This window comes from Rhodococcus sp. MH15 (assembly GCF_019266045.1).
GTDB classification, from domain to species: Bacteria; Actinomycetota; Actinomycetes; order Mycobacteriales; family Mycobacteriaceae; genus Rhodococcus_F; species Rhodococcus_F qingshengii.
In genome coordinates, this window is the sequence record NZ_LPNP01000068.1 from 121,243 (window position 1) to 139,783 (window position 18,541).

At 63.1% G+C, this 18,541-nt stretch carries 19 protein-coding genes; 16 read left to right on the forward strand and 3 right to left on the reverse strand.

The features are described 5' to 3' along the window. Positions 1-5 precede the first annotated feature (5 nt). The 5 genes from fdxA (at position 6) to ATN37_RS17760 (ending at position 5,423) form a co-directional block, all read left to right on the forward strand. On the forward strand, positions 6-329 hold the full coding sequence (gene fdxA, locus ATN37_RS17740) for a ferredoxin (protein ID WP_003945248.1): 324 nt from the start codon (positions 6-8) through the stop codon (positions 327-329). A gap of 5 nt (positions 330-334) precedes the next feature. Beyond that, positions 335-1,438 (forward strand): succinyldiaminopimelate transaminase, encoded by a 1,104-nt coding sequence (dapC, locus tag ATN37_RS17745; RefSeq protein ID WP_039972669.1) that lies wholly within the window; start codon positions 335-337, stop codon positions 1,436-1,438. Positions 1,439-1,502: 64 nt separating this feature from the next. Continuing rightward, positions 1,503-2,183: a hypothetical protein gene (locus tag ATN37_RS17750; RefSeq protein ID WP_007726255.1), complete on the forward strand. Its 681-nt coding sequence runs from the start codon at positions 1,503-1,505 to the stop codon at positions 2,181-2,183. A gap of 12 nt (positions 2,184-2,195) precedes the next feature. Further along, positions 2,196-3,608 (forward strand): acyl-CoA synthetase, encoded by a 1,413-nt coding sequence (locus ATN37_RS17755; protein ID WP_209920268.1) that lies wholly within the window; start codon positions 2,196-2,198, stop codon positions 3,606-3,608. Positions 3,609-3,821: 213 nt separating this feature from the next. Further along, the gene (locus ATN37_RS17760) at positions 3,822-5,423 is read left to right on the forward strand and encodes a substrate-binding and VWA domain-containing protein (protein WP_204855544.1); all 1,602 of its coding nucleotides are present in this window, start codon (positions 3,822-3,824) and stop codon (positions 5,421-5,423) included. On the opposite strand, the gene ATN37_RS17765 is transcribed toward ATN37_RS17760, so the two are convergent. After that, positions 5,420-6,640, reverse strand: a complete 1,221-nt coding sequence (locus ATN37_RS17765; RefSeq protein WP_007726246.1) for an HNH endonuclease signature motif containing protein — start codon at positions 6,638-6,640, stop codon at positions 5,420-5,422. The genes ATN37_RS17760 and ATN37_RS17765 overlap by 4 nt on opposite strands. A gap of 211 nt (positions 6,641-6,851) precedes the next feature. Here ATN37_RS17765 and ATN37_RS17770 point away from each other — a divergent pair, with 211 nt between their 5' ends. Next, positions 6,852-7,841 carry an ABC transporter ATP-binding protein gene (locus ATN37_RS17770; protein WP_058038516.1) on the forward strand — a complete coding sequence of 330 codons (990 nt, stop codon included), beginning with the start codon at positions 6,852-6,854 and terminating at the stop codon, positions 7,839-7,841. Then, positions 7,841-8,599, forward strand: a complete 759-nt coding sequence (locus ATN37_RS17775) for an ABC transporter permease (protein WP_064689318.1) — start codon at positions 7,841-7,843, stop codon at positions 8,597-8,599. The genes ATN37_RS17770 and ATN37_RS17775 overlap by 1 nt, the downstream gene beginning before the upstream one ends. Positions 8,600-8,608: 9 nt before the next feature. Here ATN37_RS17775 and ATN37_RS17780 read toward each other — a convergent pair whose 3' ends face one another. Beyond that, positions 8,609-9,991 carry an amino acid permease gene (locus tag ATN37_RS17780; protein ID WP_218695462.1) on the reverse strand — a complete coding sequence of 461 codons (1,383 nt, stop codon included), beginning with the start codon at positions 9,989-9,991 and terminating at the stop codon, positions 8,609-8,611. After that, a complete protein-coding gene (gene dapD, locus ATN37_RS17785; RefSeq protein ID WP_019749368.1) occupies positions 9,991-10,944 on the reverse strand; it encodes a 2,3,4,5-tetrahydropyridine-2,6-dicarboxylate N-succinyltransferase in 954 nt (317 codons plus the stop codon). Before dapD ends, ATN37_RS17780 begins: the two co-directional genes overlap by 1 nt. A 49-nt stretch (positions 10,945-10,993) precedes the next feature. Between dapD and dapE the strand changes: the two genes are divergently transcribed. The 9 genes from dapE (at position 10,994) to ATN37_RS17830 (ending at position 18,486) form a co-directional block, all read left to right on the forward strand. Continuing rightward, entirely contained in the window at positions 10,994-12,064 is a 1,071-nt protein-coding gene (dapE, locus tag ATN37_RS17790) for a succinyl-diaminopimelate desuccinylase (RefSeq protein ID WP_030536946.1), read from the forward strand. A gap of 16 nt (positions 12,065-12,080) precedes the next feature. Beyond that, a complete protein-coding gene (locus ATN37_RS17795) occupies positions 12,081-12,884 on the forward strand; it encodes a TIGR00730 family Rossman fold protein (RefSeq protein WP_003945176.1) in 804 nt (267 codons plus the stop codon). Next, positions 12,878-13,435 (forward strand): TIGR00730 family Rossman fold protein, encoded by a 558-nt coding sequence (locus ATN37_RS17800; RefSeq protein WP_003945191.1) that lies wholly within the window; start codon positions 12,878-12,880, stop codon positions 13,433-13,435. Before ATN37_RS17795 ends, ATN37_RS17800 begins: the two co-directional genes overlap by 7 nt. Before the next feature lie 112 nt (positions 13,436-13,547). Beyond that, a complete protein-coding gene (locus tag ATN37_RS17805) occupies positions 13,548-15,320 on the forward strand; it encodes a long-chain-acyl-CoA synthetase (protein WP_003945170.1) in 1,773 nt (590 codons plus the stop codon). A 30-nt stretch (positions 15,321-15,350) separates the two neighbouring features. Next, positions 15,351-16,250 carry a dihydropteroate synthase gene (gene folP / locus ATN37_RS17810; protein WP_030536944.1) on the forward strand — a complete coding sequence of 300 codons (900 nt, stop codon included), beginning with the start codon at positions 15,351-15,353 and terminating at the stop codon, positions 16,248-16,250. Then, positions 16,247-17,188 (forward strand): glucosyl-3-phosphoglycerate synthase, encoded by a 942-nt coding sequence (locus tag ATN37_RS17815; RefSeq protein WP_019749363.1) that lies wholly within the window; start codon positions 16,247-16,249, stop codon positions 17,186-17,188. Before folP ends, ATN37_RS17815 begins: the two co-directional genes overlap by 4 nt. Before the next feature lie 32 nt (positions 17,189-17,220). Beyond that, positions 17,221-17,598: a DivIVA domain-containing protein gene (locus tag ATN37_RS17820; RefSeq protein ID WP_003945181.1), complete on the forward strand. Its 378-nt coding sequence runs from the start codon at positions 17,221-17,223 to the stop codon at positions 17,596-17,598. Beyond that, positions 17,598-18,167, forward strand: a complete 570-nt coding sequence (locus tag ATN37_RS17825; RefSeq protein WP_030536943.1) for a DNA-3-methyladenine glycosylase I — start codon at positions 17,598-17,600, stop codon at positions 18,165-18,167. The genes ATN37_RS17820 and ATN37_RS17825 overlap by 1 nt, the downstream gene beginning before the upstream one ends. 151 nt (positions 18,168-18,318) lie before the next feature. Then, on the forward strand, positions 18,319-18,486 hold the full coding sequence (locus ATN37_RS17830) for a DUF3117 domain-containing protein (RefSeq protein WP_003945169.1): 168 nt from the start codon (positions 18,319-18,321) through the stop codon (positions 18,484-18,486). Positions 18,487-18,541: the final 55 nt, after the last annotated feature.

Sequence of the window (18,541 nt, forward strand, 5' to 3'; positions counted from 1 at the left end):
CGGCAGTGACCTACACGATTGCTGAACCGTGTGTAGATGTGATGGACAAGGCGTGCATCGAAGAATGCCCTGTCGACTGCATCTACGAGGGTGGACGCATGCTTTACATCCACCCCGACGAGTGTGTCGACTGCGGCGCGTGTGAGCCTGTCTGTCCCGTCGAAGCCATCTTCTACGAAGACGACGTCCCGGACCAGTGGAACGCGTACATCAGCACCAACGTCGATTTCTTCGACGATCTCGGCTCGCCGGGTGGAGCGGCCAAGCTCGGCAAGGTCGACTACGACACGCCGTTTATCAAAGCGCTGCCTCCCATGGGTGAGGAATAGAGATCTTGTCTCGTACTCCGGTGGCCGCTGGGCTTCCTGATTTTCCGTGGGATTCGCTCGCCGATGTCACGGCGAAGGCGCACTCTCATCCCGACGGCATCGTGAACCTGTCCGTGGGGACGCCGGTGGATCCGGTGGACCCGGTGATTCAGGAGGCTCTGGCCTCTGTTGCCGAGGTGCCCGGATACCCGACGACTCATGGCACGCTCGCGCTTCGCGAGGCCGTGGCGGAGTCACTGGATCGCCGCTACAACATTCCCGACGTCGATCCGGCAGCGGTGCTGCCGGCCATCGGTACCAAGGAAATGATCGCGTGGCTGCCGAAATTGCTCGGTCTCGGAGCCGGCGATCTGGTGGTCATTCCGGAGTTGGCGTACCCGACGTACGAGGTCGCAGCGAAACTGGCAGGTGCTCGCGTCCTGCGCGCCGACGGCTTGAACAAGCTCGGTCCCGAGTCGGCGGCGATGATCTTCGTGAACTCGCCCTCGAATCCCACCGGCAAGGTGCTCGGCCTCGAGCACTTGCAGAAGGTCGTGGCCTGGGCGCGCGAGCGCGGCGCCATCGTCGTCTCCGACGAGTGCTACCTCGGATTGACGTGGGAAGCCGATGCGCTCTCCATTCTCGATCCTCGTGTCAACGACGGTGATCTGACCGGTTTGCTTGCGGTCCACTCACTTTCGAAGACGTCCAATCTCGCGAGCTATCGCGCCGGGTTCGTCACCGGTGATCCGGCTCTGGTGTCGGAACTGCTCGAGGTGCGCAAGCATGCGGGCATGATCCTGCCGCTACCGATCCAGGCGGCGATGACCGCAGCCTTGGGCGACGACCAACACGAGAACATCCAGCGCGAGCGGTACCGCGAGCGTCGTAGTGTGTTGATCGAAGCTGTTCGAGGCGCCGGATTCACCGTCGACAATTCCGAGGCAGGTCTGTACCTCTGGGCGACGCGCGGCGAGGAATGTCGAGCGACGGTCAGTTGGTTCGCCGATCGTGGGATCCTCGTTGCCCCCGGTGAGTTCTACGGACCGAGCGGGAGCAAGCACGTGCGGATCGCGCTCACTGCAACAGACGAACGAATCGCCGCGGCAGCAAAGCGCCTCTCCGCCTGAATCGTGTGCTTTCCCAGGTGTCAGGTTCCCTGATGTCGGTATCGGTCCGATGTAAGGTCGCGCTGTGACCACCTCAGGGACCGGCGGCTTGGACGCGGTACTGATTTTTGCTGTCGTTGCTGCCTCGGTTGCACTGATGCTCGTGTGGTTGAAAAGTCGTCGAGTTTTCGGAGAATTCCCACTCTCGGCAGCTCTCCTCTGGCTGATGGTTGCAGTGCCTTCCATCTTGCAGGCGGCGATGCCGGGACTGCTCGAGATGTTTCGTCGTGATCCCGCGTTGATTCGTGACGGGCAATGGTGGCGCATTCTGACCTCCGTGCTCGTTCAGGACGGAGGGGCCGCAGGAACTGTCACCAATCTCGCGACGCTGGCCGTGGTTGCACCGCTTGCGTTTCGGCTCTGGGGCGCCGCACGTGGCTGGGCTCTCTTCCTGCTCGGTCAACTGTTGTTCGGTTTGCTCACCACCGCAGTCTTCCCGTCGACCGGCGCAGGCAACTCCGGTGCCACGCTTGCTCTGGCAGCGGCGGCCGCGGGGATCGGCGTTCTGGTGCGCCCGCGAATGCCTGAGATTGTTCTGACGGTCGTGATTGTCGTCGGCGGCGCAACATTGGTGACGGTCGACGACGCACACGGATTCGCGGTGCTTTCCGGGGCGCTCTTGGGGGCTGCGCTGGTGACGCTGTTCCCTCCGCACTCGATGGACGCGCGTCGGGCAGGAGAAAGTTTGCGACCATCCGCGCTGTGAGATGCTGTCGTGGTGCTGCTGAGATCCTTGAACCCCCTTGCTGTTGCCCGCGGTGACGACCTCGATGACGCCGTGACGATCGGTGACACGGTTCTCTCGCGGAGTGCCATTCTCGGTGCCGCGACCTCGGTCGCGGAGCGAGTGGCGCAGGCCGATCGGGTTGCCGTATTGGCAACTCCCACAGCAAAAACGATTCTCGCCGTCGTCGGGGCGTTGATTGCCGGCGTCACCGTTGTGCCGGTCCCGCCGGACTCGGGGAAGGCTGAGCGAGAGCACATTCTGCGTGACTCCGGTGCCCAGGCGTGGCTCGGCGAAACGGACGACCACTGCGAAGGCCTGCCCGTGGTTCCCGTCCGATTGCACGCTCGCTCGTGGCACAGCTATCCCGAACCGGCACCGCAGTCCACAGCATTCGTCCTGTACACGTCCGGAACTACCGGCCCACCGAAGGGCGTTCTGCTCAGTCGCTCGGCTATCGCAGCCGGGCTCGACGCGCTCGCCGAGGCCTGGGACTGGACGTGGCGAGACACCCTCGTACACGGGCTTCCGCTCTTCCACGTGCACGGACTGATTCTCGGAATCCTCGGCCCCCTCCGGATCGGCAGCCGGGTGATCCACACCGTCAAGCCGACGCCGGAAAACTACGCAAGGGCCAAAGGCTCCCTCTACTTCGGTGTCCCCACCGTCTGGTCGCGTATCGCCGAAGACGAAGAAGCTGCCCGCGCGTTGTCCGGTGCCCGACTTCTGGTCTCCGGTAGTGCGCCGCTTCCCGTGCCGGTCTTCGAAAAGCTGCGGGAGCGAACAGGATTGATGCCCATCGAGCGTTACGGCATGAGTGAGACGATGCTGACCCTGAGCACGCGTTTCGACGGCGAGCGACGCCCGGGGTGGGTCGGCGTGCCGCTGCGCGGAGTCGAGACTCGTCTTCGTGACGAGAAGGGCAACAATGTGCCGCACGACGGCGAGAGTATCGGCGGCCTACAGGTACGTGGGCCGATGCTTTTCGACGGCTACTTGAACCGTCCGGACGCAACCGCCGAGTCCTGGACGGAGGACGGCTACTTCAAGACCGGTGACGTCGCCGTCATCGACGAGGGTGGGTTCCACCGAATCGTCGGCCGCGAATCCATCGACTTGATCAAATCCGGTGGATTCAGAGTCGGCGCCGGCGAGATCGAGACCGCCATCCTCGGGCACCCTTCGGTGTCCGAAGTTGCGGTGATCGGTGTCCCCGACGCCGATCTGGGGCAACGGATCATCGCCGTCGTAGTCCGTAAGCCCGGGACTCCCGAGGTCACCGAAGCCGAATTGGTCGAGTTGGTCGGGGCGGAGTTGTCGGCGCACAAGCGTCCCCGTGAGGTTCGATTTGCCGAGACTCTGCCACGTAACGCGATGGGCAAGGTTCAGAAGCGTGAGCTGCTCTAGGCAGGTCGGTTTGCTGAAAAGTCGCTGCGACGCTTGAAGGTTCGTGAATTCGGCCGGCCTGTCCCGAAATGTGGGCTCGCCGGTTCTCCGACGATTCAGCGCTAGTTGGAATTTCTGTGTTCTTGGCTACACTACCGCCCGGTAGGGACAGTTCCAGTCGCGCGCATACCGTCGGTATGCCTGAGTGCGAGTGGCCTCGGAAGGGCAGATTTCATGGCGGGCGGACGGCATTCGAGTCCTGACAGCGGGCGGTCGATCGGGTTCTACGCAGTGGGTGGGTTGGTTGCCGTCGCGGTAGTCGCCACCGGGGTGGTGGTCTTCAAGGCAACACAGTCCGATTCCTGCGAGAGCGTCGACGAGTACTCGCTGGCAGCGGATCCTGCGATCGCGCCGGCAGTCACGGAGATCCTCGCAGAATCGTCGCCGGAGCAGACAGGCTGTTCACGGATCACGGTCACTTCTGCGCTGCCCGGGGACGTTGCGGGAACCCTGGGTAAGGGCGTGGACGCGCCGGACATGTGGATACCGGATTCGACAGCGTGGGTGGGCAAAGCTGCATTGACGGCCAAAGGGCCGGTCGCTGCCGCCGGCGGTTCGATCGCCACCTCGCCTGTCGTACTTGCCTCCGGCGGTGGCGAACAGTTTGCCAGTTGGCTCACGGCGCTACAGGTTCCCGATCTGGCGTTGGGCAATCCGTTGTTCACAGGGGTTGCGTCGGCGCCCATTCTCGGAGCTCTCGCGGAGACCGGGGCCACCTCCGAATCCGTTCGAGCGGCACTCGTACCCCATGCGCAAGCGGAGAGTGTTCGTACCGAAGAGCAGCCGGTGGGACAGAAGATGCTCACCGAATTGGTCAGCTCCGGAAAGGTCGGTGTTTCGACCGAGCAACAGGTCGTCGAGTTCACGAAGGCCGAGTCGAAGATTTCCGCGACAGTACCGGCGACGGGAACCATGATCATGGATTACCCCCTGGTGGTCAGTGCTTCGGCACCGGACCGGCACTACGCCGCAGCCAAGAAGAGTGACGCCATCGCCGAGCTGTTGCACAGTGAATCTGCTCAGGAAGTGCTGACGCGCAGCGGGTTCCGTACTTCCGGCGGTGGAGCCGTCGAAGGTGGGGTCGGTGACGTCACGGCACTGACCGTGTCCGAACAGTCGGTGGCCGATCAAACGCTGGGCGCTTGGGCTCTGATGGCCAAGCCGATCCGGACACTCGTTGCGATCGACGTGTCTGCGTCGATGGACTACCCGGCGGCAGGCGGCAAGACGCGCATGCAGTTGACCACTGCTGCTGCTCTGGCCGGCAATCAGGTCTTCCCAGACAGCGTCGCTGCCGGTCTCTGGGCGTTTTCCCAAGGTATGAACGGAACCCAGGACTTCCAGGAATTGGTGCCGATCAGGCGCTACGACACGATCGTCGACGGTGTGACTCAACGAAAGTTGATGGCAGATCAGGCGAACCGGCTCACCGAACTCAAACGTGGCGCCACAGGTTTGTACGACACGACGCTGGCCGCATTCCGTAAGGTTCAGGAATCGTACGATCCGCGAGCAGTCAACAGTGTCATCATCTTGACCGACGGCGCAAACGAAGATCCTGACAGCATCAGCCGTGAACAGTTGCTCGATGTTCTTGCACGCGAGCAGGATCCGGCGCGTCCGGTCATCATCGTCACCATCGGCATCACCGATGACGCAGATGCGGCGGCGCTCGCCGATATCTCCCGCGTGACGGGCGGTTCGACGTACATCGCTCGTGACCCCTCGGAGATTTCCGAGGTGTTCGTGAACGCATTGGCTCACCGAGGAACTTAGGCCGCATCCGGACTGGTCCAGGGTGCCGGAAGTGGCGGAGCCTCAGACGAATACCGGTGCCCGGTAGGTGTCGTTGTGGTGAAGGTGTGCCGGTTACCTGGTACAGGTTCGGCAGTCCAGTCCGAGCCCTGTTTCGCGTAATTGCATGCCGCACACAACCCGGCACCGTTGGCTGCGCTGGTGAGGCCACCCCTCGAGTGATCGCGAATGTGGTCGCGGTGGCGAACCGGCGCGTCGCACCACGGAGTACGGCAGCTTCGATCACGGAGTTCGATCAATCGCGCCAACCCCTTCGGGAAGGTTCTCGCCGTGGATTCCATTGCGGTCAGCGCGCCCGTATCGGGGCGTGCGTAGAGCTTTCGGAGCGTTGCCACCGTTTCGGAGTCTTCGCTGGCCTTGGTGATCCATTCGCGTGCAATAGCGGCTGGTACAGGTCCGTACCCGTGGACGTACGCCGGGTCGGAATTTTCGCCCAACAATGACTGGTCGGAGACAACCAGATTCACGGTGACGGGTGTCGGTGTGGCGCGGCCGATTCCGGTAACTCGCTCGACCAGGAGATCAGCCATGATTTGCGCTCGGGTGCGCTTGTCCCCGCCGGCAAGTACGGAATCTGCGTCGCGCCTGAGCGTGGCGTGCACGGCGATACCTTCGGCCACGGGAAGGAACACATTGAGCCAGCACATCGTGTCGGGCGCAGGCCGTGACGTCACTCGTCTGTCTCCCACGGCTTTGCGTGCTCGTCTGGCAATACTATCGGAGTCTATTTCGGCAGTGCGTGCGCGGATTCTTTGTGTCAGTTGATGGTTGCCGCATCCGTCCAAGATTGCAGCGTCGCAGCAGAACTCGCGATCCAATGTAGCGCGATCCTGGGCGGTGAGACATGAAGTCTCGCGCATGAGGATCGTCGCTTGATGCTCACTGATGGAGCCGTCGACGAGTAGTCGAAGTGTGTGAGGCATCTCGTCGTTCAGTGCGCGGGCCAGGTTCAGATGCTGAGTTCCGAACCAAGCCGACTCTCGCCGTGCGAGGGCAATCTGCGCGTTGATTCCACGGCCTTGGTATGCGCGCGGCACTCCCCGTTCGCCGCGGTCGTTGCGGGTGAACGCGTCGAGATCGGCAGCCAGCAATGCCTGGGCACCAGCGCAACTGGCCTTCAACTCTTCCAATGCGCGCAGAAGATCCACGCGTGCTGCGTTGTCGATGGATCGATCCATGCTGGCGAGTGATGCCCGGAATTGTCCGATGGTCTCTTCGGATATCGCCTGTTTGGATATCGCCTGTCCAGATACTTGCGTCGTCACTTTTACCCCCCGGTAGTGTCGAACATACATTCGATACTAGCCTCGACAGCGAACGGACGCAACGCCTTTCTCCGTTGGCGTCTGAAAGTTCCGACAGTTCGGTTTTCGTGGTTGACTGGTCCTCATGATCGAGCTGAGGGGATTGACCAAGGTTTACGGACCGACGAAAGCGGTGGACGATTTGTCGTTCACGGTCAAGCCGGGCATCGTGACGGGCTTCCTGGGCCCGAACGGTGCCGGTAAGTCGACGACGATGCGGATGATCCTGGGTTTGGATCAGCCGACGTCGGGTGCGGCGTTGATCGAGGGCAAGCCGTACCGGGAGCTCAAGACGCCGTTGCGGACGGTGGGTGCGTTGCTGGATGCGAAGTGGGTGCACCCCAATCGCAGTGCGCGTGCGCATCTGCAGTGGATGGCTGCTTCGAACGGGATCCCGAAGTCCCGCGTCGACGAGGTGCTCGGGTTGGTCGGATTGTCCGAGGTGGCGGGCAAGAAGGCCGGCGGGTTCTCGTTGGGTATGTCGCAGCGTCTGGGGTTGGCGGGTGCGTTGTTGGGGGATCCGAAGGTGTTGTTGTTCGACGAGCCGGTCAACGGTCTCGATCCGGAGGGCATCGTCTGGATTCGTAAGTTCATGCAGCGGTTGGCGGCCGAGGGCCGCACGGTGCTGGTGTCGAGTCACCTTCTGTCGGAGATGGCGCTCACGGCGGAGCAGTTGGTGGTGATCGGTCGGGGTCGGTTGATTTCGGATTCGACGGTGGCGGAGTTCGTGGATCGTTCGTCGGAGTCGACGGTGCGGGTGCGTAGTCCTCAGCTCGATGCGTTGCGCAGTGTGTTGCTCTCGCAGGGGTTGACGGTGCGTGAGGACGGTTCCGGTGTTGCCCCGGCATTGGTGGTGGTGGATTCGACCACCGATGTGATCGGTGGGTTGGCTGGTTCGCAGGGGATCGTGTTGTACGAGTTGGCTTCTCAGCAGGGGTCGCTCGAGGATGCGTTCATGAAGTTGACCGGGGACGATGTCCAGTACCACGCATCCGGTATCGATCCGGGTGTCGGTGCACACCACGCAAATACACAGCAGGCAAACACGCAGCAGGCTATGGGAGGTGCACTGTAATGGCTGTTCTCAGTGCTGAACGTATCAAGATCACCACGACCAAGTCGCCGCTGTGGTGCTCGGTCATCATCATCGTGCTCGGGTTGGGACTCGCTACCGTTTTCGGACTGAGCGCCAAGTCGTCGCTCAGCAGCCCCAACGGTGCAATGATGCCGACAGTTTCGGGGGCACTCAGTGGAGTGACCGGCTTCGGTGTGTTGGTTCTGATGATCATGGCGGCTCTCGCGATCACCAGCGAATATCGTTTCGGGACAATCCGCACCACCTTCCAGGCGGTTCCGAACCGCGCCTCGGTGCTCATCGCCAAAGCGGGCCTCATCGGTGGGTTCGGAGCGGTGCTGACTCTCGTGTTGTCGTTCGGCGCCTTCGGCCTCACGAAGGCCACATCAGGTGACGCCGGAAGATTCCTGACTCTGTCCGGCGACGAGAACTGGCGGGTCGTCTACGGAATACCGATCTACGCGTTCTTCTGCGTAGTTCTAGCAGTCGGAGTCGGCGCGTTGCTCCGGCAGTCTGCAGGTGCGATCGCGCTTCTGCTGTTGTGGCCCTTGCTGATCGAGAATCTTTTCAACCTGTTCGGAAGTATCGGCGAGAAGATCATGCCGTTCCTGCCGTTCATGAACGCCAACAATTTTCTCGGTTCCGGCGGTAGCGTCGATTTCCACTGGGGACCCTGGGGCAGCCTGATCTACTTCGCCCTCTTCGTGCTCGTCGTATTCGGTCTCAGCATCGTCGTCGTGAACAGGCGGGATGCATAGGCACACGGATCAGACGGGCTGATTCTGCTTACGCCAACGGGCGTTCAGGAAACCCAATGCCGCGATCACGAGGAACAACACGGTGGTCGAGATCAACTGTGCACGGGCATCGGCGTCGAAGAGCATGAGGACGACGAAGACGCCAAGCATCGCGAGTGTCGCGTAGCTCAGATACGGGAACAGCCACATCCGAACCGTCAGCTTGCCCGACGCTTCGAGTTGTTTTCGCAGTCGCAGATGCGAGACGACGATGAAGATCCAGATGACCAGCAGCGCAGCGCCGACTGCGTTGAGCAGGATGCCGAGCAGGTCGTCGGGGAGCAGCCAGTTGAGCAGGACGCTGACGAAGCCGAAGAACACCGACAGCAGAACGGCATTGGTCGGAACTCCGGTGCACGACAGTTTCGCCATGAAGGCGGGTCCGTCGCCGCGGCGCGAAAGTGAGAACGCCATGCGAGAGGTGCCGTAGATGTTGGCGTTGAAGGCGGAAAGCAACGCCACCACTACGACGAGTTCCATGAACCCGGCAACGCCTGGAATGTTCGCCTTGTTCAGGACGGCCACAAACGGGCCGCTCTCGAGTTCGGGGTCGTTCCAGGGCAGCACCAGAACCATGATCGAGATGGCGCCGATGTAGAAGACGCTGATGCGCCACACGACGCTCCGGACAGCGACGGCGATGGAGCGTTCCGGATTCTCGGATTCGGCTGCGGCGATGGTGACGATCTCGATCCCACCGAAGGCGAATGCCACGACGAGAAGTCCTGCGGCTATGCCGGACAATCCATTGGGCATGAAGCCGCCCTGCCCGAACAGATTGCTCGTACCGACCGGGTCGGTATCGGGGAGGATGCCGAACACCAGCAGGACACCGATGATCAGGAAGCCGATGATGACGGTGACTTTGATTGCGGCGAACCAGAACTCGAACTCACCGAAGTTGCTGACTTTCGCCAGGTTCACCACGGCGAAGAACACCACGAAAACCAGGGCGACAACCCATTGCGGGATCGACGGCACCCAGTCGTTCACGATCGCCGAAGCCCCGGTGATCTCGGCGCCCAGCACCATGATCAGCATGAACCAGTAGAGCCAGCCCATCACGAAGCCGGCCCACTCGCCGATCCCCAGGCGCGCGTAGTGAGAGAAGGAACCGCTGGCCGGGATCGCGGCGCCCATCTCGCCGAGCATGCGCATCACGAACACCACGACGGCGCCCGCAAGGATGTAGGAGATCAGGACGGCCGGCCCGGCCTTGGCGATACCGACGCCGGTTCCGAGGAACAGGCCGGCGCCGATGGCCGAGCCCAAGCCCATCATCGTCAGATGGCGGACCTTGAGACCGTGGCCGAGAGCAGTGGTTGTTCCGTCGGAGACGTCGGTGCTACTCATCAGTCGTTGGCGTGCAAAGCAGCGTTCAGTTCGACGCCGGTGCCCTTCCACGGCACGACCTCGACGGCACCCGAGACCGAGTTACGACGGAAGAGAAGGTTCGACTTGCCGCTCAGTTCCTTGGCCTTGACGACGGTTCCGTCCGGGCCGGTGACCTTGGTGCCGGCGGTGACGTAGAGGCCCGCTTCGAGGACGCAGTCGTCGCCGAGCGAAATGCCGAGGCCGGCGTTTGCACCGAGGAGGCAGCGCTTGCCGAGGGAGATCGTTTCCTTGCCTCCACCGGAGAGGGTGCCCATGATCGAGGCGCCGCCGCCCACATCGGATCCGTCGTCGACGACGACGCCCGCGGAGATGCGGCCTTCGACCATCGAGTTGCCGAGGGTGCCGGCGTTGAAGTTGACGAAGCCCTCGTGCATGACGGTCGTTCCGCTGGCGAGGTGTGCACCGAGTCGGACACGGTCCGCGTCACCGATGCGAACTCCGGACGGCACGACGTAGTCGACCATGCGGGGGAACTTGTCGACGCTGAACACGGTCACGACGCCGCGGATGCGCAGACGCGAGCGAACCTGCTCGAAACCTTCGACGGCGCACGGGCCGAAGTTGGTCCACACGACGTTGCTGAGCAGGCCGAACTGGCCGTCGAGGTTGACACCGTGGGGTGCGACGAGACGGTGCGAGAGGAGATGGAGGCGCAGGTAGACGTCATGTGCGTCGACCGGCGCCTTGGAGAGATCGGCGATGGTGGTGCGCACGACGACCTGCGATACCTCGCGAGCGTCATCAGTGCCTGCCAGCAGTGCAAGATCGGAAGGAATATCTGTTCCCTCGACGTTCTCGGTACCGGTCTTGTCGAATGTTCCCAGCTCCGGTGCCGGGAACCAGGTGTCGAGGACGGTTCCGTCCGCGGTCACGTTGGCGATACCTACTGCTGTTGCTCCCTGTGCGCTCACGGGACTAGAGATTACTGGGTGGTGGGTGCACCGGCCTAGGCTGGTGCGTGTGAGCATCCTCGATCTTGCTTCGGACCCCATCGACTTGACGGCCGCCCTGGTCGACATCCCCAGCGTCTCGCACGACGAATCCGTCATCGCGCAGGCTGTCGAGGATGCGCTGCGTGAGCAGACTTCGGGCTTCGAGATCATCCGCAACGGCAATGCCGTGTTGGCGCGTACGTCGCGTGGTTTGCCCAGTCGGGTCATGCTCGCCGGACATCTGGATACGGTGCCGATCGCGGACAACGTTCCTTCGCGGCGTGACGGCGACATCCTGCACGGCTGCGGGACCGTGGACATGAAGTCGGGCGACGCGGTCTTCCTGCACCTTGCGGCCACCATCGAGAACCTGGCCCACGATCTGACCCTCGTCTTCTACGACTGCGAAGAGATCGCCGCAACGTACAACGGCCTGGGACGGATCGAACGCGAGATCCCGCAATGGCTCGCGGCGGACGTCGCAATTCTCGGTGAGCCGACGGCCGGTTTCATCGAGGCCGGGTGTCAGGGCACGATGCGGGTGCGGTTGACGGCTTCGGGAACTCGCGCCCATTCGGCCAGGTCCTGGCTGGGGGACAATGCCATTCACAAGTTCGGCGGTGCGTTGGAGCGGTTGTCGAGTTACCAGCCGCGCTCGGTCGACATCGACGGTTGCGGCTACCGCGAGGGCTTGTCGGCGGTGCGGATCTCCGGCGGTGTCGCCGGAAACGTCGTCCCGGACGAAGCCGAGATGGACGTCAACTTCCGATTCGCGCCCGATCGCAGTGAGGTACAAGCCGAGGCACACGTGCGCGAAGTGTTCGACGGTCTGGGCCTCGGATTCGAGGTCACCGACTCCTCGCCCGGCGCGCTGCCCGGCTTGGCGAACCCGTCCGCTGCCGCCCTGATCGAGGCGGCCGGTGGTCAGTTCCGTGCGAAGTACGGGTGGACCGACGTATCCAGGTTCTCGGCACTCGGCATTCCTGCCGTGAACTACGGACCGGGTGATCCGAACCTCGCGCACAAGCGCGACGAGCACGTTCCGGTGCAGCAGATCACCGACGTCGCGGCCGTGCTGAGGAAGTATCTGTCGGCCTGACCGTTAGCCTTGCCGCATGGCACCAGAGAAGAATTCGGCTTCGAAGAAGCAGAGCTCGTCGATCAAGCACCGCGGGCCGGTTCAGCTTCGACGCAAGCGCAAGGACGAGAAGACCACGACGGATCAGCGCTTGCTCGACAAGCGCGGACCCACGGATTGGGTACACACCGATCCGTGGCGTGTGCTGCGTATCCAGAGCGAATTCATCGAAGGTTTCGGCGCACTCGCCGAGGTCCCGCGTGCGGTGACGGTGTTCGGTTCGGCCCGCACCACGGTCGATCATCCCGAGTACCAATCCGGGCGCGAGCTGGGAACGGCGTTGGCCGAGGCCGGGTACGCCGTCATCACCGGTGGTGGGCCAGGAGTGATGGAAGCTGCCAACCGCGGTTGCAGTGAGGCCGGCGGGTACTCGATCGGCCTCGGCATCGAGTTGCCGTTCGAGCAGGGACTCAACGAGTGGGTGGATCTCGGAATCAACTTCCGGTACTTCTTCGCACGCAAGACGATGTTCGTGAAGTACTCCCAGGCATTCATCTGCCTGCCGGGTGGCTTCGGAACACTCGACGAGCTGTTCGAGGCACTGACCCTGGTGCAGACCCACAAGGTCACGCGCTTCCCGATCGTCCTGTTCGGTACCGAGTACTGGTCCGGACTCGTCGATTGGATCCGCGGCACCCTCGAGCGTGACGGCAAGATTTCCGAAGGTGACGTGAACTTGCTGCACGTCACCGACAGCGTGGAAGAAGCAGTACGAATCGTCCTCAACGCCGACAAGGGCGTCGACGAGGCCGCAGATCTGGGGAAAGAAGAAGAATGGTGACCGATTCCGACAAGAAGTACTCGATCTGCGTCTACTGCGCGTCGGGTCCGGTGGACGAATCGTTCCTGGCATTGGCTGCCGAGGTGGGAACCGCGATCGGTCGACGCGGATGGCAGTTGGTCTCGGGCGGTGGCAACGTGTCGATGATGGGCGCTGTCGCCGAGTCCGCTCGCGCGGCGGGTGCCTGGACCGTCGGCGTCATCCCGAAAGCCTTGGTGCACAAGGAAGTTGCCGACGTCGACGCCGACGAACTGATCGTCACGGACACCATGCGCGAACGCAAGAAGCTGATGGAAGACCACGCCGACGCGTTCATCACGCTGCCCGGCGGAATCGGGACGCTGGAAGAGTTGTTCGAGACGTGGACAGCCGGCTACCTGGGAATGCACGAGAAACCTGTCGTGATGCTCGATCCCGTCGGCCACTTCACCGGCCTGCTCGAGTGGTTGAACAAGCTCGACGGGACCGGCTTCGTCGGGCGTCAGGCGCTGGACACTCTGCTGGTGAGGACGGACGTCGAGGCCGCGCTCGACGCGTGCGTCAAATCCTGATCAGACGCGTGCGTGAAACCCTGACCTGGGGCATGGCGGGCTTTATTACCGTGCAGTAAGGTGGCCGCAGACTGGGCGGCCGAATGGGCGCCGGATACGTGTTAGGGGAGCCATGAGTTCGGAAGCCCGTTCGACCGTCGGCCTGCTCGATCTGGCGGCAAAACTGCCGTCGATGATCACCGAGGTGCCGATCCTGGCGCGGGGGGCCGCCGGGCTCACCCGTAAGCCTTCGGCCAAGGAATCGATCGGGTTGATCTTCCAGAAGGCCGCGCACGCGCACCCGTCGCGCCCGTTCATCCGGTTCGAGGGCCACGCGACCAGTTACGCGGAAGCCAACGAACTGGTGAACCGCTACGCGGACGTTCTCCGCGGCCGAGGAGTCGACCGCGGAGACGTCGTCGGAGTGCTGGCAAAGAACACTCCCGAAGCGCTGCTGATCGCCTTGGCCGCGGTAAAACTCGGCGCGGCAGCGGGCATGCTGAACTACAACCAGCGCGACGACGTTCTGGCACACAGCCTTACTCTCCTCGATGCGCGGGTCCTGGTGGTCGCCGACGAGTGCGAAGAAGCCCTCGAATCGTTGCCCGCCGGATTTAGCGGACCGAACCAACTTCTCGTCAGCGAACTCGCGGATCTGGCGAAGACGGCTGATCCGTCCAACCCCGCGGTCACCGCCGAGGTGCTGGCAAAGGAGAAGGCGTTCTACATCTTCACCTCGGGCACAACCGGAATGCCCAAGGCCAGCTTGATGACTCACTTCCGTTGGTTGAAGTCGATGTCGGGGCTCGGGTTGATGGGCGTGCGCTTGCGCGGCTCGGACACCCTGTACTGCTGCCTGCCGCTCTACCACAACAACGCGTTGACGGTCTCGCTGTCCTCGGTGCTCGCGTCCGGTGCGACAATCGCGATCGGACGTCAGTTCTCGGCCTCGCGGTTCTGGGACGACATCGCACTCAACAAGGCGACCGCGTTCACCTACATCGGCGAACTGTGCCGCTATCTGCTCAACCAGCCGGTCAAGCCGACCGACAGCGACAATGCTGTTCGGCTGATGGTGGGTAACGGTCTGCGCCCTGAGATCTGGGCCGAATTCACCCAGCGGTTCGGCATACCCCGCGTCGCCGAGTTCTACGGTGCGAGCGAATGCAACATCGCGTTCGTCAACGCACTCAACGTCGACAAGACAGCAGGCATCTGCCCGTTGCCGCACGCCGTCGTGGAGTTCGACGAGGACACCGGAAAAGCGTTGCGTGGAGCCGACGGTCGACTCCGCAAGGTTTCCACGGGTCAGGTCGGACTCCTGCTGTCGAAGGTCACCGACCGGGCGCCTTTCGACGGTTACACCGACGAAGCGGCGAGCAACAGCAAACTGGTACGCGGCGGATTCAAGGACGACGACACCTGGTTCGACACCGGAGACCTGGTGCGCAAGCAGGGATGGGGCCACGTCGCCTTCGTCGACCGTCTCGGCGACACCTTCCGTTGGAAGGGAGAGAACGTCGCCACCACGGAGGTCGAGGGCGCGCTGAGTTCGCACCCGGCCGTCGAGGAAGCAGTTGTCTACGGCGTAGAGATTCCGGGCACCGACGGTCGCGCGGGCATGGCGGCGGTCAAGCTGCGGGACGGTCAGAGCTTGGAGGGAAGTGAAGTCGCGGCACACCTCTACGGCAAGCTCCCCAACTACGCGGTCCCGCTGTTCATCCGCATCGTCGACTCACTCGAACACACCAGCACTTTCAAGTCGCGCAAGGTGGAATTGCGCAACGAGGGTTACGACGTCGGCGCCGACACTCTGCACGTTCTCGAAGGCCGCGAGGGTGGTTACGTGGACTCGTACGACGAATACGTCGGAAAGGTCGCGGCGGGCTCGGTACCCAAGGGCTAGACCGAGTTCCGTCATGCCAGTATGAGTGGCATGTCTTCACTCCCCGGTTCTACCGCGCAGCCAGGTCCGGCGCCCACCCTGTGTGGGCGTCCGGTCGCGGTCGACCGTGCACTGGTGATGGCCATCGTCAACCGCACTCCCGATTCCTTCTACGACCAGGGCGCGACGTTCTCGGATTCGGCAGCGATGGCTGCCGTCGACAGGGCCGTCGACGAGGGCGCCGATCTGGTGGACATCGGGGGAGTGAAAGCTGGGCCCGGTGACCTCGTCGACGCCGACGAAGAGGTCAGGCGAGTCGTTCCGTTCGTCGCCGCGATCAGAGCCAAGTACCCCGAGCTGATCATCAGCGTCGACACCTGGCGGAGCGGCGTCGCGCGGTTGGCACGCGCCGAAGGCGCCGACCTGATCAACGACACGTGGGCGGGTGCGGATCCCGACCTCGTCCTGGTTGCTGCCGAGACTGGTGCCGGGATCGTCTGCTCGCACACGGGTGGCGCGGTTCCGCGCACCCGCCCGCATCGTGTCCGCTACGACGACGTCGTCGCAGATGTGGTCACCGAGGTCGTGTCGGCGGCAGAGCGCGCCCTGGCACTCGGGGTTCCGCGTGACGCGATCCTGATCGATCCCACCCACGATTTCGGTAAGAACACCTTTCACGGGCTCGAGTTGTTGCGGAAAGTGGACGTTCTTGTAAACACCGGGTGGCCAGTGCTGATGGCGCTGAGTAATAAGGACTTCATCGGGGAGACTCTTGGTGTGGAGCTTTCTGAGAGGTTGGAGGGAACATTGGCAGCGACAGCAATGGCCGCGGCGGGCGGCGCCCGGGTGTTCCGTGTTCACGAGGTGGCGTCCACCCGTCGAGTCGTCGACATGGTGGCCGCGATCCAGGGACGCCGTGCCCCGGTACGTACGGTTCGAGGTCTGGCATGAGCATCACCGGTGCGGGCCCGACCCGCGTATGGGCAGAAGCCAACAGTTGGGACCATCCGAGTTGGACGGTCGCAGAACTTGAACGGGCGAAGGGCGGCCGAACCGTCTCGGTGGTGTTGCCCGCGCTCAACGAAGAGGACACCGTTGCTGCGGTGGTCGACACCATTCATCCGTTGCTCGGTGGTTTGGTCGACGAGTTGATCGTTCTCGATTCCGGTTCGACCGACCGTACCGCCGAGCGTGCTCGCGCGGCGGGGGCGACGGTGATCAGTCGTGAGAGCGCAGTCCCGTCCATCCCGCCGACCGCGGGCAAGGGTGAGGTGCTGTGGCGTTCGGTCGCCGCAACGACCGGCGATCTGATCGCATTCGTCGACTCCGATCTCATCAATCCCGATCCGGCGTTCGTGCCCAAACTGCTGGGGCCGCTGCTCACGGTTGACGGCATCCATCTGGTGAAGGGCTACTACCGCCGTCCGCTGCGCGTGAGCGGCACGGAGGATGCCAACGGCGGCGGGCGAGTCACGGAATTGGTTGCGCGGCCCATGTTGGCCGCGCTGCGGCCGGAACTCACGTCGGTACTGCAACCGCTTGGCGGTGAATACGCGGGCACCCGTGAGCTGCTGTCCGCTGTCCCGTTCGCGCCCGGCTACGGCGTCGAGATCGGCCTTCTGCTCGACACGTACGACACGTTGGGGCTGGCGGCGATCGGTCAGGTCAATCTCGGTGTGCGCAAGCATCGCAACCGGCCGCTCGCCGACCTCGGTGTGATGAGCCGGCAGATCATCGGAACGATGCTCCGGCGGTGCGGGATCGAGGATTCGGGTGCCGGGTTGACCCAATTCCTGGTCGACGGCGATTCTTTCGTGCCCGAGACCACCGAGGTTTCGCTACTCGATCGACCCCCGATGAATTCGATAGTGCGCACCGCGGGGGTCTGACCGCTCACACTCGGGTATGGGAGTATCGGTCCATGATGACGATCCTCCTGTACCTGATTGTCATGGCACTGGTCGGCGCGATGATCTTCCTCGCCGCCAGCGCTGTGTTCGGGCGCTCGGAAGAGCTGCCGCCGCTGCCTCCTGGCACGACGGCGACCGTACTCCCGGCAGAGGACGTCACCGGGGCGGATGTCGACGCGCTGCGTTTTCAGCAGGTGCTGCGTGGCTACAAGGCGAGTGAAGTGGATTGGGCCCTGCATCGCCTCGGGTTGGAAATCGATTCTCTGCGTGCACAACTGGGCCGTGACGAGCGGTCTGAGGTCCTGGTGAAAGCGGATGCTCCGGCCAAGGCCGAAGCATCGCAGGAGGAGCCTGAGACCGTATCCGAATCGAAGGATTCCCAGGGCTGATGGCCGACGGACTCGTTCGGTGCGGCTGGGTGGTCGAGACGCCCGGCGACACGCTCTACCGCGACTATCACGACGAGGAGTGGGGGCGTCCGCTGCACGGGCGCGACGAACTGTTCGAACGACTCGCCCTCGAAGCATTCCAATCGGGACTTTCGTGGATCACGATTCTGCGCAAACGCGAGGCGTTCCGCGAAGCCTTCGACGGGTTCGATCCGGACAAGGTCGCAGCGTACGGAGTTGCGGATGTCGAGAGATTGCTCTCCGATGCCGCGATCGTCCGCAATCGCGCGAAGATCGAGGCGACGATTTCCAACGCCCGAGTGCTCGTGAATTCGCCCGATCTGGACCTCGATTCGTTACTCTGGTCGTTCTCGCCGCCTCGACGCACCAGAAGACTGACATCAATTGCAGAGGTTCCCGCGGTCACTCCCGAGTCGACTGCCATGGCTAAGGAACTCAAGCGGCGCGGGTTCAAGTTTGTGGGTCCTACCACGGCTTATGCGCTCATGCAGGCTACCGGAATGGTCGATGATCACGTGGCTGATTGCTGGGTTCCGGTGCAGGTGTGACGGTCGACTGAACACCCCTAAATGTGACTCAGATTCCCGGTTCCCGCATCCATAGGGAACAATGGAGGGTACGAGCCTCGCTGATTGTTGGCGGGGCGCACCGTTAGTCGAGGCGCAGAGCAATGCAGCGCAGATCTGGAGGGAGCAGAGGATGGCGGCCATGAAGCCCCGGACCGGGGACGGTCCCCTCGAAGCAACCAAAGAGGGACGAGGAATCGTCATGCGGGTTCCACTCGAGGGTGGCGGACGCCTCGTCGTCGAGCTGACCCCGGATGAAGCTGCAGCGCTCGGTGTGGAACTCACGAACGTCACCAGCTAGTCGGGTCCAGGTTGTAGCAGTACAAACAACAGCACGTGATTGCACGCAGGCTCCG

Coding starts and splice junctions, on each gene's coding strand:
- ATN37_RS17760 (WP_204855544.1), top strand. CDS start 3,822: ATGGCGGGCGGACGGCATTCGAGTCCTGACAGCGGGCGGTCGATCGGG.
- ATN37_RS17765 (WP_007726246.1), bottom strand. CDS start 6,640: ATGGATCGATCCATCGACAACGCAGCACGCGTGGATCTTCTGCGCGCA.
- ATN37_RS17770 (WP_058038516.1), top strand. CDS start 6,852: ATGATCGAGCTGAGGGGATTGACCAAGGTTTACGGACCGACGAAAGCG.
- ATN37_RS17775 (WP_064689318.1), top strand. CDS start 7,841: ATGGCTGTTCTCAGTGCTGAACGTATCAAGATCACCACGACCAAGTCG.
- ATN37_RS17780 (WP_218695462.1), bottom strand. CDS start 9,991: ATGAGTAGCACCGACGTCTCCGACGGAACAACCACTGCTCTCGGCCAC.
- ATN37_RS17795 (WP_003945176.1), top strand. CDS start 12,081: ATGGCACCAGAGAAGAATTCGGCTTCGAAGAAGCAGAGCTCGTCGATC.
- ATN37_RS17800 (WP_003945191.1), top strand. CDS start 12,878: ATGGTGACCGATTCCGACAAGAAGTACTCGATCTGCGTCTACTGCGCG.
- ATN37_RS17805 (WP_003945170.1), top strand. CDS start 13,548: ATGAGTTCGGAAGCCCGTTCGACCGTCGGCCTGCTCGATCTGGCGGCA.
- folP (WP_030536944.1), top strand. CDS start 15,351: ATGTCTTCACTCCCCGGTTCTACCGCGCAGCCAGGTCCGGCGCCCACC.
- ATN37_RS17815 (WP_019749363.1), top strand. CDS start 16,247: ATGAGCATCACCGGTGCGGGCCCGACCCGCGTATGGGCAGAAGCCAAC.
- ATN37_RS17820 (WP_003945181.1), top strand. CDS start 17,221: ATGATGACGATCCTCCTGTACCTGATTGTCATGGCACTGGTCGGCGCG.
- ATN37_RS17825 (WP_030536943.1), top strand. CDS start 17,598: ATGGCCGACGGACTCGTTCGGTGCGGCTGGGTGGTCGAGACGCCCGGC.
- ATN37_RS17830 (WP_003945169.1), top strand. CDS start 18,319: ATGGCGGCCATGAAGCCCCGGACCGGGGACGGTCCCCTCGAAGCAACC.